The sequence below is a fragment of the Bordetella muralis genome (assembly GCF_054781015.1).
This window is the reverse complement of record NZ_BAAGVF010000003.1, coordinates 464,787-479,315: the sequence shown is the minus strand read 5'-3', so window position 1 is coordinate 479,315 and position 14,529 is coordinate 464,787. Positions and strand designations below refer to the sequence as shown.

General features: G+C 60.3%; 15 protein-coding genes. 3 read left to right on the top strand and 12 right to left on the bottom strand.

Translation table 11 applies throughout. From position 1 onward, the window contains the following. Positions 1-4: 4 nt before the first annotated feature. From ACYVIT_RS07270 to ACYVIT_RS07260, 3 genes are read left to right on the top strand one after another with little or no spacing between them, the layout of a single operon-like run. Positions 5-958, top strand: coding sequence for a polysaccharide deacetylase family protein (locus ACYVIT_RS07270; RefSeq protein WP_415806433.1), 954 nt, complete (start codon positions 5-7; stop codon positions 956-958). Beyond that, positions 955-2,187: an amidase gene (locus tag ACYVIT_RS07265; protein WP_415806432.1), complete on the top strand. Its 1,233-nt coding sequence runs from the start codon at positions 955-957 to the stop codon at positions 2,185-2,187. Before ACYVIT_RS07270 ends, ACYVIT_RS07265 begins: the two co-directional genes overlap by 4 nt. Next, a complete protein-coding gene (locus ACYVIT_RS07260; RefSeq protein ID WP_415806431.1) occupies positions 2,180-2,929 on the top strand; it encodes a GntR family transcriptional regulator in 750 nt (249 codons plus the stop codon). Before ACYVIT_RS07265 ends, ACYVIT_RS07260 begins: the two co-directional genes overlap by 8 nt. Positions 2,930-2,958: 29 nt before the next feature. Here ACYVIT_RS07260 and ACYVIT_RS07255 read toward each other — a convergent pair whose 3' ends face one another. The 12 genes from ACYVIT_RS07255 to ACYVIT_RS07200 form a co-directional block, all read right to left on the bottom strand. Further along, the gene (locus ACYVIT_RS07255; RefSeq protein WP_415806430.1) at positions 2,959-3,606 is read right to left on the bottom strand and encodes a GntR family transcriptional regulator; all 648 of its coding nucleotides are present in this window, start codon (positions 3,604-3,606) and stop codon (positions 2,959-2,961) included. A 113-nt stretch (positions 3,607-3,719) separates the two neighbouring features. After that, positions 3,720-4,301: a cysteine hydrolase family protein gene (locus ACYVIT_RS07250; RefSeq protein WP_415806429.1), complete on the bottom strand. Its 582-nt coding sequence runs from the start codon at positions 4,299-4,301 to the stop codon at positions 3,720-3,722. Between the two features lie 43 nt (positions 4,302-4,344). Further along, on the bottom strand, positions 4,345-5,544 hold the full coding sequence (locus ACYVIT_RS07245; protein WP_415806428.1) for a CaiB/BaiF CoA transferase family protein: 1,200 nt from the start codon (positions 5,542-5,544) through the stop codon (positions 4,345-4,347). Continuing rightward, positions 5,541-6,707: a CoA transferase gene (locus ACYVIT_RS07240; protein WP_415806427.1), complete on the bottom strand. Its 1,167-nt coding sequence runs from the start codon at positions 6,705-6,707 to the stop codon at positions 5,541-5,543. The genes ACYVIT_RS07245 and ACYVIT_RS07240 overlap by 4 nt, the downstream gene beginning before the upstream one ends. Before the next feature lie 35 nt (positions 6,708-6,742). After that, positions 6,743-7,957 carry an FAS1-like dehydratase domain-containing protein gene (locus tag ACYVIT_RS07235; protein ID WP_415806426.1) on the bottom strand — a complete coding sequence of 405 codons (1,215 nt, stop codon included), beginning with the start codon at positions 7,955-7,957 and terminating at the stop codon, positions 6,743-6,745. A 96-nt stretch (positions 7,958-8,053) separates the two neighbouring features. After that, positions 8,054-9,076, bottom strand: coding sequence for a Bug family tripartite tricarboxylate transporter substrate binding protein (locus ACYVIT_RS07230; RefSeq protein ID WP_415806425.1), 1,023 nt, complete (start codon positions 9,074-9,076; stop codon positions 8,054-8,056). A gap of 48 nt (positions 9,077-9,124) precedes the next feature. Next, a complete protein-coding gene (locus ACYVIT_RS07225) occupies positions 9,125-10,045 on the bottom strand; it encodes an SMP-30/gluconolactonase/LRE family protein (protein WP_415806424.1) in 921 nt (306 codons plus the stop codon). Between the two features lie 59 nt (positions 10,046-10,104). After that, positions 10,105-10,893 carry an ABC transporter ATP-binding protein gene (locus ACYVIT_RS07220; RefSeq protein WP_415806423.1) on the bottom strand — a complete coding sequence of 263 codons (789 nt, stop codon included), beginning with the start codon at positions 10,891-10,893 and terminating at the stop codon, positions 10,105-10,107. After that, positions 10,886-11,671: an ABC transporter ATP-binding protein gene (locus tag ACYVIT_RS07215; RefSeq protein ID WP_415806422.1), complete on the bottom strand. Its 786-nt coding sequence runs from the start codon at positions 11,669-11,671 to the stop codon at positions 10,886-10,888. Before ACYVIT_RS07215 ends, ACYVIT_RS07220 begins: the two co-directional genes overlap by 8 nt. Further along, positions 11,668-12,663, bottom strand: a complete 996-nt coding sequence (locus tag ACYVIT_RS07210; RefSeq protein ID WP_415806421.1) for a branched-chain amino acid ABC transporter permease — start codon at positions 12,661-12,663, stop codon at positions 11,668-11,670. Before ACYVIT_RS07210 ends, ACYVIT_RS07215 begins: the two co-directional genes overlap by 4 nt. Next, positions 12,656-13,534 (bottom strand): branched-chain amino acid ABC transporter permease, encoded by an 879-nt coding sequence (locus ACYVIT_RS07205; RefSeq protein ID WP_415806420.1) that lies wholly within the window; start codon positions 13,532-13,534, stop codon positions 12,656-12,658. Before ACYVIT_RS07205 ends, ACYVIT_RS07210 begins: the two co-directional genes overlap by 8 nt. Next, positions 13,527-14,525, bottom strand: coding sequence for an NAD(P)-dependent oxidoreductase (locus tag ACYVIT_RS07200; RefSeq protein ID WP_415806419.1), 999 nt, complete (start codon positions 14,523-14,525; stop codon positions 13,527-13,529). The genes ACYVIT_RS07205 and ACYVIT_RS07200 overlap by 8 nt, the downstream gene beginning before the upstream one ends. Positions 14,526-14,529: the final 4 nt, after the last annotated feature.

The following is a 14,529-nucleotide window of genomic DNA, read 5'->3' as shown; positions in this document are numbered from 1 at the left end:
AACCATGCCGGCCATTGATTTCGCTCCTCCCGACCACACATCGCATACAGACAGCACATTCGGCTTGTTGCCCAGCCACCATCGGTTCGATTATTCGCCGATTCACCGCCGCCAGGATTATTCCTGGCCACGCGGTGCGAGGCTCGCCGTCTATCTGGGGTTCAACCTGGAACACTTTGCCTTTGGCGGCGGCATGGGCGCAAAGCTGGGCGCCAGTTTCAGCGAGCCCGATATCCTGAACTACACCTGGCGCGAATACGGTAATCGCGTTGGCGCCTGGCGCTGCCTGGAATTATTCGACAGCCTTGATTTGCCTGCAGGCATCGTCGCCAATACCGCGATCCTCGACCATTGCCCCGAGCTTATCCACGCCTGCCTTGCTCGCGGCGACGAGTTGATCGCGCATGGACACACCAATGCCGAACAACAGGGCACCTACACAGAGACTGCCGAGCGTGCGCTGCTGAGTCACTGTGCTGAACGTTTTGAACGCGTTGCGGGTGTACGTCCCAGCGGTTGGCTATCGCCATGGATCGCCGAGTCCCATCTGACGCCGGACCTGCTGGCCGAGACCGGCTATCGCTATACGCTGAACTGGTGCCACGATGATCAACCGACCCAGCTACGCACGCGCGGCGGATCATCGCTGTGGTCTGTGCCCTATCCCCAGGAAGTCAACGACATTCCCATGATCGTCGCGCGCCACATGGATGGCAAAGACTTCGCGCAACTGATCATCGACAACTTCGATGAAATGCTCGAACAATCGCAACGGCAGCCCTTGGTAATGGGCATAGCCTTGCATCCTTATCTCGTCGGGCAACCGTACCGCTTGCGGCACCTGCGCCGTGCGCTGGCACACATTGCCCATCATCGCGATCGCGGCGAGGTGTGGTTCACCACACCCGGTGCTATCTGCGCCCACGTCGATACACTTACTCAGGAATCCGCAACATGAACTCATTATCTGCCGCTACCACGCTACCTTTCGACGACACCGTAGGGGCGTGGGTACCGCATGGCCGATTCAGCGTTGCTCCCTCCGGCAGCGGCCTCTTGAATAGCTTGAGTTTCGCTGCCAAAGACCTGTTCGACGTGGCAGGTCACCGTACGGGCGCGGGCAATCCCTCATGGTTGGAAACTCATGAGCCCGCCAGTGCGCATAGTCCGCTGGTCGCACAGTTGCTGAGCACAGGCGCAACCTTGCACGGTAAAACGCTGACCGACGAACTGGCCTACAGCATTCAAGGTGAAAACGTGCACTATGGCACGCCGCTCAATACGCGCGCCCCCGACCGCGTTCCCGGCGGATCGTCCAGTGGCTCAGCCTCCGCTGTCGCTGCGGGATTAGTGGATTTTGCATTGGGTACCGATACAGGCGGCTCTACTCGGGTGCCAAGCAGCTATTGCGGCCTCTGGGGGCTGCGTACGACGCATGGCTTGCTGAGCGCGGAGGGCGTCGTCCCGCTATCGCCATTGTTTGACACGATGACGTGGCTCGCCAGCCGTGCCGATGTTTTCCAACACGTTGGCGAGGTCCTGATGCCTGACTCAGGCGATATCGCCTGGCGTGGCGCCGTCGTACTCACCGACGCCTGCGCACAGGCCAACGCCGCCTTTGCCCCCTTGATCGACAAAGTCACCGATACACTGCACGGCCACTTTGCCCTGCCCATCAGTCACGCCCCCTCCTCGGACACCGAATTGGAAATCTGGCGGCAGACCTATGTCACCGTGTCGGCCTACGATGCCTGGCAAACCCACAGGGATTGGATAACGACCGCCCGCCCCACCTTCGGCGCCGCCATCGAGGGGCGCTGGCAGGCAGCTGCAAACATCAGCGCAGAGGCTGCAGCTACTGCACAATCGCGGCAAGCCGGCCTGCGCGAACAGATTCGCACCTTGCTGGGCACGGATCGCATTGCCATTCTGCCTTCGGCCTCCAGCGCCGCGATTTCGCTCACCGCCGATCCGGCGACCGTGGACGCCATCCGCGCCAACACCTTTCGCATCACGTCGATTGCCGGCCTGGCCGGATTGCCCCAAGTCAACATCCCCTTTATCGGCGAGGACGGCCTGCCCGCCGGGGTCTCGCTGCTGGGGCCCGCAGGCAGCGATCTGGCGTTGATCCGCCTGGCCATCTCCGTGGGACAACAACTCTCCGCATTGGGTACACGCGATGCCTGAAGACCGCAGTCCATCCACCCGAGGCCGTCCCAGAATACGGCCGACGGCGCTGCCTGCGCCGAACACGGACGCTCTCGACGATACCGAAACACGCATCTATCAATCCGTGGTCAGTGGCGTCATGAGCCAGCGCCTGCGCCCGGGCACCAAGCTCCCCGAGGCCGCCCTATGTGAATTATTCGGCGTAGGCCGCAGCATCGTACAAAAGGCGTTGCAACGCCTGGCTCACGACCACGTCGTCGAATTGCGCCCCAATCGCGGCGCCATCGTCGCGATGCCCACGCGCGAAGAAATCGGCAAGCTCTTCGAGGCGCGCCGCGCGCTCGAGGCCGCCATCCTGCCTTTGGTCGCCCAATCCGCCACCCGAGCCGATTACGCTGCGCTGCGCCGCCAACTGCGCGACGAACACCGCGCCATGCATCACGCACCGCAGACCGAATGGGCGCGCCTGGCCAGCGCGTTTCATCTGAAACTCGGCGAGCTGTCGCGTAATCCGCTCTTGGCGCGCTATTTGATGGAGGTCATCTCACGCTGCGCCCTCGTCGTCGCGATCTTTCAACCGCCTGGTAATGCGACCTGCGAGCATGACGAACACGCGCGCGTGGTGGAATATCTGGAACAGGGCAAAATCGCCCAGGCGATCGCAGAGATGGATCATCATCTGCGGGACTTGGAATCCCATATCCACCTGGACGAGGACCAGACGGAATTAAGTCTGGCGGATATGTTGGGGTTAGGTTGAGTCAGTCAGCTTATGTAACATATGCCTTGCTACTTCCGCGCTTGCTCTTCGCTGATCGCCTTCAACACCGTCCAGCCGGATTCGATGTGCTTACGCATGGCCAGCATGGCGGCAGATGCGTCGCCGGCGGCAAAGGCCTGCAGGATCTCATCATGTTCGTGCACAGCCTCCTTGCCACGACCGGACACCGAATTGATCAGGTCAAAGGGATAGCGGGCCCACAAAATCTGCACAAAATGCAGCGTCTGCGGCATCTGTGCAATGTCATACAGACGGCGGTGAAAACGGTAATTCACGCCGCGCGCCGTGGCCCGGTCGCCGGCCTCGAACGTTTCTGCAAACTGTGCGGCCAAGGCTCGCAGCTCAGCGATATCGTCGGTGGTGATTCTTTCAATGGCGCCTCGAACCAATTGCGACTCGAGCACCAAGCGTAACTGCAGGATTTCCGCCGACGCAGCCGCATCGAACGGCACGACACGAGCGCCACGATAGGAATCGCCACTGATATAGCCCTCGGCCACCAGCAGTTTCAGCGCCTCGCGCACGGGCGTGATGCTCAACTTCAGTTGCTCGGCAATCTCAGCCTGTTTCAGGCGCGAGCCGCGCGGATAGACGCCGGAAATAATGCGCTCGCGCAGATAGTCTGCGACCTGTTCTTCTTTTGTTCGATATTCCATCTAGTAGCCCGAAGCGGCCGTGCGTGGCCGGAAAATCTGTCTCGAGTTTTGACACCCCGTATTTAATGCATTTTATACGTTTAGCCCAGACTCACACGGCACCGGGGGAAAACTCACTCGAACACCACCTCTTCGGAGGTCGTGATCCGGCAAAACCGTTGCAGGCCTTTTATTGCATTTTCATGCTCCTCTGCCGACGTCCCGCAGCAGCAGTCTTCCAGCACCACGATCTCGTAATCGCGATCATGCCCTTCCCGCACAGTGGCCTGCACCACGGCATTGGTCGAAATCCCCGAGCAATAGATCCGTTTGATCCCGCGCGCCCGCAGAATGGCTTCCAGATTCGTCGCATAGAACGGACTGACGCGATGCTTGACGATATCGAAGTCGCCGTCCTGCTTGCCTAGATCGGGATGAACCTCGGTTCCCCACTGCCCCAGCTTGAAGATCCCCGCCTTGCGCGCCCCCGAGAATATCGGGGAATTTGGCGGGCATTCGCGGTAGTCCGGAGAAAATCCCACACGGACAAAGCCGATATCCACCCCGGCAGCGCGCGCCTTGTCCAAAGCGCGGCGCGTGTTTTCCAGGATGCGGCGGCCGCGCACCTGCTCTCCATAGGCCGCCTTGCCGTTTGGCCCATCGGCGTGTACCAGATCGTTTTCCATATCCAGCACCAGGTAAATAGCCTCTTTCATCTACACCTCCTTGATTCGGTTAATGATCTATCCACGCGCGATATCACAAAATGATCTCGCGGGACTCCAGATCCGCGCGCTGCGCCCGGCTCAATCCCAACAGCTCGCCGAACACATAGTCCTCGTCCTGTCCCAATGCCGGCGTCAGCCGTCGTATACCCACCTCATCCGTGCGACTGAATCGCGCCGGCGCGCCCACCGCCAGGCGCGCGGGGATATCCGGCGCGCTCACCTCGGTCACCACGCCACGGGCACGCAAATGAGGATCCGCAGCAATGTCCTGCATATTCCAGGATACATGCGCACATACGCCACAATCTTGCAATTGCCTGGCGGTCTGCTCCGCATCGCGCGATGACAGCCATCGTGACAGCAATCCATCCAGTTCATCGCGGTGGCGCACCCGTAAAGCCCTTGTGGCATAGCGAGGATCGTCAGCCTCTGATCCCAACTGCGCCGCCAGCGCGTGCCACTGCGCATCGGTGCGCACTGCCACGGTCAACCAGCGATCAGTGTCTGCCGTCGCGTAGACCCCATGCGGCGCCATGCCGTCATCGCTATTACCCGGTCGTGCTGGGGCCTGCCCCTGAGACGCCATTACCAGCGCGTCGCCTATCATGGCCGAGGCCACCTCTCGCGCCGCCAGATCGACATGTTGGGCTTGGCCGGTGCGGCGCCGTTGATTCAAGGCGGCGACGACCGCCAGCGCCGCGTGTACACCCGCGGAGTGATCCATCACATGGCGCATTTCCATAGGCGGACCATCGCTATAGCCACTCATCCAACCCAGGCCGCCCCAGGCGCCAAACAGTGGCGCATATCCCGCGAAATGCGAGTCGGGGCCGCTCTGACCGCAGGACGACAACGACAGCAGAATCAGATCAGATTTGACCGTCAATAAATCGTCAAACCCCAATCCCAAACGCGCCATCACGCCCGGACGAAAGCTCTCCGCGGCAATATCCGATGCCGCCACCAACCGCTTGGCCAGGGCAACAGCTTCGGGTTGTTTCAGATTCAGCCGCACTGACAGCTTGTTCGCCGACACCTGATCGAACGTCGCCGCCGACATGCGTCCATAAACAGCGTGCGGCTTGCGAAAGGCATCTGGGCGCGTACGGCTTTCTACTTTGATGCACTCAGCGCCCAACTGAGACAACAGATGCGTACAGAACGGGCCTGCAGCATGAATGGTGAAGTCAGCAATACGCACGCCTGCCAGTGGAGCATTGGCGAGACTCATACCATCTCCTCCCGAGCCATTTCATTCAACGCCGGCACGCTGCCACCGCCCGGCAACGGCGAGCGCCTGAACTGAAAGGGCGCCACCAGGATATCGGCTTGTCTGCCGCTTTCCAGCACGGCAGGCGCAAACAGTCCGCGGGACCGCTCGTGTTCTCCCGTCATCACTTCATTGGGCGTTCGATATTTGGCAATAGGCACCCCCAATTCCTGAGCCCGCATGACGATGTCGTCGGCATGATGCATGGACATCCAGGCACGTATATGCGCATTGATGTCGCCGCCGCGCCGGCTGCGCTCCAATGGATCGCGCAGCGCCTCATCAGCGGCCCACTCTGGATTGCCCAACAACTGCACCAGCGACAGCCATTGCCTGTCTTCCAATGTCAGCAGTTCGACATAACCATCCAGTGTCTCAAACACGCCGCCATACCGAAAACTGCGCGTGGTGCGGTGCTCCAGCGAACCATCTCCCAATCGCTGCAAGGCAAACGCACCGACGGCCAGCACAGCGTCCTGCACCGACACATCGACATATTGCCCTCCCCGCTGCGGCACCGCCCACCATGCCGATAACGCGCAGAATGCCGCCATCGCGCCTCCCTGATAAGCACCGAAATGCCCATAGATTTTTAACGGCGGCCTATCGGGAAACAGCTCTTGCGACAAGCCATTGGGCAGCAAATAGCCCTCGCCGCCAGCGTGGATCAAGTTCAACTCCACGCCGTCCCAATCCGCCTTGGGCCCTGTTGCGCCAAAGGGCAGGACACTGACATGCACCAGCGACGGAAATCGCTCACTGAGCGATTGCGGCTCCAGGCCATGACGAGTGCGACCGCGTACTGGGATATCTTCAATGAGAATATCGGCTTGGCCCAACTCTCGCGACAATAGCGCTTGCCCCTCCTCTGTGGACAGATCGCAGACCAGACTGTGCTTGCCCACTGCCAGGTAGGCAAACAACGCACTCTCTTCCGTTCCCTCCAATCGCGGCTCAGCCTGACGTAGCGGCGACCCTGCTGGCGGCTCCAACATCACAACGTGCGCGCCCATGGCCGCCAACAACCTGGCGGCGTAGGCGGTGGCTACAGAAGATGAACACTCCACGACACGGCAACCGGTCAATGGCAGCGTGTCAGATCGAGGTGAAGAATATGGCTGCATAGATACTGTCTCACAGAGGTAGGAACGCACGTGCATCAACGAGTGACTGGCAGCTCCAGATCGACGCCAGAGCCATCGATAAAGGCCGGCAATCGCACGTCGCGCGAGGGCAATGCGACCGTGGCCAATCCCGGCGTCGTCAACTCACCGCGTTGATTCTCCGCAGCCAACTCGATATCCACCAGGCCAACCTGATCCTTCACATATTTGCGTATCACCTTGCCTTTGCAGAAGGTGGTGTCACCCATGATGTTGAACCGGCGCATTTCCGTACGGACGCGCTTTAACACCCCAGCGTCGCCCATCCAGTTCGTCACGAGCGAGCACATCCATGATGAACGCTGCGGGCCATAGTCATAGGTGCCAGGCACCCCGACTTCTTTGGCCACCGACTCGCGATGGTGGCCAATACCGGTGTATTCGACGCCGCCGCCCGCCTCCGGATTGCGGAAGAAATGCCCCGGATGCTTCACCGCCGCCTGCAACACCACGCCATGCGTATGGCCGCGGCCGCATCCCACCAGGAAGCCCATCGTGTCCATCAGCGACAAGGGACCACGCGCAATCGTCGGCAATTCTTCGCCGACCTCGACGTCCTCCCAATAGCGCACGTTAGCGCCACGGATCTGCTTGGGCTCGTTCAGCACCATTTCGTCGATGCGATCGCGCTCTTCGTCGGTGTACTCATGCTGGACGATTTCTTTGTACTTGCCCGTATCACGCGCCGCTTTGCGTTCGTGGCGCGTGCAAGTCCCCAACGCCCGCGCGATCAACTCGCCACGCTGGTTGTAATAGCTGGCCTCGACATACTGCAGCACCAGCCGGCCCGAGAATTTGCTTTCTTTTTCTTCCACGCCCACCACGCGCTCAATGGCGGTGATGCGGTCATTCGGACGCACGTGCCGGAATAGCTCCCAATCGTTGCCGGCATAAAAACCATGAACACCCGGCAATCCCCATCGAGTGCGGCCCAGCCAACCAAACGCCATGGGAAACATGGGGTGACCGAGCAGCGAACCGTAGCGCGTGCCGCTGGCATAGCCCACATCGCGATACAAGGGGTTCAAATCGCCTATGCCATTGCACCAATTGCGCAATGTATCGGGCGTCGCGTCCTGCAGATACGGGCCTTCGGGCCGCAAATGCAGGCCGATCATGGCGCGTGCCGCGGCAATGGCTTCGTCTGTGATGCGCCCTTCGGCCGGCGCGTTGCCTACATCGGACTGGGCAATATTCAAAACGGTACTCATAGGTCAGCTCCTTGGCTAAATCAATAAAATGCAGAATGCATTCTTTGAATGATCACAACTCCGCCTCAACGGCAAAGTCACTCCTGATTTGGGAAACTATTCGATGCGGATACCCGCGGCGTTGATGATCCCGCCCCACTTGGTACGTTCATCCTGCACGAACGAATCCAGTTGAGCAGGCCCCATCACCAGCGGCTCTACCCCTATGTCCATCATGCGGCTGCGCGTCGCAGGTTGTTGTTGCACGCGCTGTATCAGCTCGCCCACGCGTGCAACAATGGCCGCAGGCGTTCCGCGCGGTGCAAACAGAGCGTCCCATGCCACCACGTCGAAACCCGTCACGCCCTGCTCTGCTATGGATTTCACGCCTGGCAACATGTCGCTGGCGTGCAACGATGAAATCCCCAACGCGCGCAGCTTTCCGCTCAACACATGGGGCCGTGCCGCCGTCACCGTATCGATCACCAGAGGAATCTGGCCGCCCATCGTGTCAGCCAACGCCTGACCGGAAGCCTTGTATTTCACGGCAAACAACGGTGCCTGCGCTGATTTTTCAAACTCGGCGAACACGACCTGTGCGGTCGTGCTGGGCAATCCCACATTGAGCGTGCGGGGCTTGGCACGGGCACGCTCAATGAGCGTAGCGATACCATTAGCAGGCAAGTCTGCCGCGGACGTGCACAACACCATAGGCAGCAGGCCGATCATTGCCACGCCCATAAAATCCGCGGCAGGATCAAAGCCCAGGTTGCTATAGAGAAACTCATTGGCCGCATTGGTGGCGTTCGTTCCCAACAGGAACGTGTAGCCATCCGCATTCGATCGCGCTGCGTTGGCCGTGCCTATATTTCCGCCCGCGCCAGCACGATTCTCGATGATGATGGGTTGCGTCAGTGTCTTGCCCAGCTCTTGCGCGATCAGCCGTGCCAACAGGTCAGCGCCTTGGCCCGCGGCATAGGGGACCACGATGCGTATCGGCTTATCCGGCCACGATGCTGCGGACACCGGCAATGCGCGTGCAGGCAGTCCCAGCCCCGCCAAGCCTGCCGACATTCCCCATGCCGCGCCCGTACGCAAAAATCTCCGTCTGCTCGAGCGCAATTCACCTGTTGTCTTCATGCTGTCTCCATGCCCTATACACACGATTTATATTTATGCCACCCGCATCTACAAAACCAAGCCCGCACGTGGCCATGGCACCGCCAATAGCTGTCCATAGCCCGACAGCGTGATATAGGCCGTGCGCAGATCGGCGCCGCCAAAGCAGATGTTGGTGCAATACCCCTCGGGCGCCTCGTGAAATTCAAGCCACTGGCCAGAAGGGCTGAAGACACTGATGCCGCCGCGTACCAAGGTGGCTACGCAAATATTGCCGCCCTGCTCCACCGCCAACGAATCAAACCGCTGATATCCCGGCAGGCCGTGCACCAAACGCCCCCCGCACGGTGACGGCCAGGGCTCCTGGGTCAATACGCCGGGCGCTTCGATCGCGTAGGACCATAAGCGGCTGGTCTCCGTCTCCGAGACATATAGCGTATGACCATCGGGCGACAAGCCAATACCATTTGGCGTCAATACCGGATGCGCCGCCCGGCGAATAGCGCTGCCATCAGCGCGCGCGTAATACACTGCGCCACGCAGGATACGGTCTTCAAACGTCTTGCCGAAGTCGGTGAACCAGAATCCGCCGTGTGCATCGAACACGATATCGTTCGGCCCATGCAGGGACACCCCATCACAATGCGTATACAACGTCGTCACTGCCCCTGTCTCAACATCGACACGTTGAATACTGCCGCCGGCGTAGTCCGTCGCAGGGCCGATCGGCCGCGTAAATCCATCCTCCGTACGCCAGCTGAAGCCGCCGTTGTTGCAGACATAGCACTGCCCATCAGGCCCCAACGCCGCGCCATTGGGGCCACCACCCAACGTGGCCACGACACTCACCCGTCTATCGGGCGACACACGCAGCAGGCGTCCCCCGGCGATCTCCACGACCAACACGCTTCCATCCGGCAACGCCACCGGCCCCTCGGGAAACTGCAATCCAGATGCGATGACCTCGCCTTGGAGTTTTAGAGACTGCATACCGTGTCCTTGTTCATGATCATGATGGCGCATTGGGTGGAACGTAACCGCTCGATGACTCACGCGGCCTTGGCGCTCCCGGAAGACGATCCGGCTGATGCAGACGACGACTGATTGCGAGAACCGAGATAAGCATCAATCGCGCGTTGCCGTCCCTCGCGGCTGCGCATCTCGGCCTCGTCCAGCTCACCCACAATATGGCCATGACGCAGCACCCAGGCATGAGAGGCCAGCTTGGCAGCCGCATGAAAACTCTGCTCGACCAACAACGCACAAAGGCGCTGTTCCTGTTGAATCCTCGCCAGGCGCTCATACACGCGTGCCACCAGCAACGGCGCCAAACCCAACGACGGCTCGTCCAGCAACAACAACTGCGGTCCTGACATCAAGCCCCGCCCGATGGCCAACATCTGCTGTTCACCGCCGCTCAACAATCCTGCCGCCGCCCGTCGCCGATTGGCGATCTCGGGAAAGAAATCCATGACCATCTGTTCGCGTTGTGCACGCGTGCGCGCGTCGACGAAATATGACCCCAGCCTCAGGTTCTCCTGAACGGTCAGGTCGGACACGATGGCGCGGCCCTCCGGCACATACACAATGCCCAGACGAAATCGCTGTGCGGCGCCCAGGCGCGTAATATCCCGCCCCCGGAACAGGATCGTGCCCTGGGCCGGCTCCAGACCGGCGATCGCCCGCAGCGTGCTGGACTTCCCTGCCCCGTTTGCACCCAACAAGGCGGCAACCTTCGAGTCCGTCATCGCAAAACCGATCCCGTGCAATACGGGCCCCGCGCCATAACGCACCGTCAATCCCTCGACCCGCAGCAAATCCGCCGTGACGTCAATCATCCTCGTCTCCCAGGTATACCCGCACCACGTCGCGGTTACCACGGATCTGCTCTGGACTGCCCGATGCCAGCACGCGCCCCACGTTCAGCACATGGATGGTGTCGCATACTTCCATGATCAAATCCATATCGTGCTCGACCACCACCAGCACCAGACCTGGAGCCCGCAGCTTTTTCAAGGCAGACGCCAAGTCCGCCGTTTCCACGGAGTTCAATCCCGCAGCGGGCTCGTCCAGTAACAACACACGGGGATGAGCGGCAATAGCACGTGCAATTTCGGCCAGCCGCAGCACGCCCGGCGGCAGTTCGGCAGGCATCACGTCAGCCACATGCGCTACCCCCAGGCGATCCAGTGCCGCCAAGGCGCGCTCGCGATGCAGGGCATTTTCCTTTTTCCCTTTGGGCAGCGGCAGAAACGCGTCCAGCCACCCCGCGCTCGCCTCACGGTCCAGGCCGATCATCACGTTCTCGACCACACTCAACTCCGGGCACAAGGCAACGTGCTGAAAACTGCGCGAGAATCCCAACGCCGCACGTTCAGTGGGCCCCATTTTCTCGAGGTGTTCCTCGCCCAGCAGAATGCTGCCTTGCTGCGGGCAATACAAGCCCGTCAGGCAATTAAAAAAACTCGTCTTGCCGGCACCGTTCGGCCCGATTAGGCCGGTGATTTCCCCCGGCAACAATCGCATACCGACATGCTGCAGAACCTGTATGCCGCCGAACGACAACGACAAGTCCTCGACCACCAACGGTGCCTGCTCCAATACATCGGCCGTCATGCCTGCCCCCCTTGGAGCCTCGCCCGCACCGATGCCGGCAACGCGTTGAATCCCAGCACGACAGTCAATAATGCCGCCCCGTACAGAATAGGCACCCAGTCACCGGCGCCGGCCAACAGCAAGGGCATCAAGGTCAAAAACGCGCCGCCTATCACACCGCCTGCGATGGACAGCGAATACAGACTCACTACCGATCCCACCAGCAGAAAAATCGAGGTCCACAACGTAAAGCTGTTCGGCGATACCGTGGACGAGCTGAACGACAGCATCGCCCCGCCGATCGCGGCGATACCGCCACTGAGCGCCATGCAGCTCAGGCGCGCCCAGCTTCGGCGCACGCCGAACGACTCGGCGGCATGAGCCGAAGTACGAATCAGCAACAATGCCTTGGCCTGGCGCGAGCGCCGAAACTGACGCAGCAACATGACAACCGCCACCAACCCCGCCAACGGCAAGTAATACCGCTGCATTTCCTTGGACATGCCGGGTAATGCATCGAGCTTGACGTACAGGCCTTCGTAGCCGCCCGTCACCGACGAAAAATGCAACAGGACTTCAGGCAAGGCCAGCGCTAGCGCCATTGTGGCCACAGCCAAATAAATTCCCGACAAGTGACGCGATGGAAAGGCAAAGATCATACCCAGTACCGCCCCTGCCAACGCCGCCACCGGCAAGCTCATCAACAGCGATACGCCGGCGTACTTCTCCATCAACGCAACGGCGTAGGCTCCAGCCGCCACAAACACGCCATGGCCGATCGAGACCTCGCCACCGTAGCGCACCAGAAACCCTACCGAAATAACTGCAATGGCATTTGCGAAGCACAATCCCACGGTATAGGTCCAATATCCGCCCACCACGATAGGCAGCAGCAGCAACACAACTGCCCCGGCAATGCCCGCACTCGTGCTCCACCGCTGAAATACCGTGACATGCGTTTGAGGGCCGGGCTTGCTGGCCGAGTCGTTCACCGACATCATCACACTAGACACGAACACCTCCACGCACAGCAAGAATGCCCTTGGGGAATATGTTCAGCACAATCAGAATCGTCAGCAACAAATACGTATTGGTGAACTCGGCCGCCACATAGAACGACAGCAGATTCATGATCACACCGATAAAGATGCCACCCAGCACGGCGCCCGGCAAACTGTTGAACCCGCCAACCACCGCCGCCGCAAAGGCCTGCAACATGAACGAGGCCACGCTGGTCGATGACAAAAACGTCGTAGGCACGATCAGCAGCGACGCCACCAGCCCCAATAGCCCCGCCACAATCCAGGAAAACAGATGTACGCGCCGCAGACTCAATCCGCACACGCGGCTGGCGAATGGGTTGGCCGATACCGCACGAAAAGCAATGCCGATACGCGTGCGTTCGATCAGTACGTATAGCAGCCCAATCGCCAACGCAGTCGTCGCCAGCACGGCCATGTCGTAGGAGGTCACCAGGATGGGCCCAAGTTCTGCCCGCCAATCGGGCAAAGGCAGATCCAGCGAGACGACGTTAGAACCAAACAGTAATTGTGTCGCCCCTTGAGCGATCAATCCAACGCCGAGCGTCGCGATCGTGCTGGTCAAATCCGATTTGAACACCAAAGGCGCAATCAAAAAATAACTGATCGCCATGACCGCAATCATGATGACGAACGTCAGCACTACGGCGGCTCCCCATGCCATATTGGAAAAAATCCCAGCGGTGAAGCCGAACACCAGGAATGCCGCCAGACCGGCCAGATTGCCGTGCGCAAAATTCACGACATTCGAGCTTTTATAGATCAGCACGATGCCTATCGCGCCCATCGCATACAGACATCCGCTGATCATTCCCGCCCAGACCAGGCCGATGACGTCATCCATGACGGCCGCTCCCCGATGCAGACGGCACTGCGTCCTTATCCTGGCGATGAGTTTGCGCCTTGTCTCGCGCCATGCCCGTTCGCACAGCACTGCCATCGATATCGACGCCTTGATCGATGATTTCAATAACGGCAGGAAAGTATCTCCCGCTGTAGCCTGCGCTCGCCGTCGCAGCGTAATAGCGCTGAGCCAATTCCACCACCCGGGCTGTCACTGCCATTTGCCCTGCCAGTTCCGCCACATACGACAGATCCTTCAAGACATACTCGGGGGGAAAGGATTTTTCGGGAAAATGTCGTGGCAGCATGGCGCGGCGTCCATGATTACGCAACACAAAACTGTCGCCGGACCCCTTGGATACCGCATCCAGCAGCACCTCCGGCTGTACGCCCGCACGCTCGCCCAGCACCATCATTTCCGCTAACGCCATCGTGTTCTCGAACACCAACGCGTTGTTAATCAGCTTCACGACCTGGCCGCATCCCACATCGCCGCAGCGTGTGACATCCGATCCCATGTAATGCAGCCACGGTTCGATGCGCGCATACAGATCTGCGTGGGCGCCTACCATGATGCTGAGTTCGCCGCGCTGGGCAGCCTCGCGGGTACGTGCGACAGGCGCATCGGCAAAAGCCACACCCAGCTCCTTTAACCGCGCGGCCACGGCACGGGCCGAGGCGACCGTTGTCGTACTGAGATCGACTATCGCGTCAGGCTGACGCGGGCCTCGCACCAACCCCTGCTCTCCGAGGCACACGCGCTCCACCTGCGGTCCGCCCGGCAAAGACAAGAACACCACATCAGCCCGCGCCGCGACCTCGGACACACTCGCTGCGCGGCGCGCGCGGGTTCCCTCCAACGCCGCAAATGCCTCTGCATTCATATCGAAAGCAATCACCTCGCCGGCGTGTTTGCTCGCGACGTTTCTACACATCGGGCCGCCCATCACGCCTAGCCCGATAAATCCCAAGGTTGCTTGCGCGTTTGCCATGATG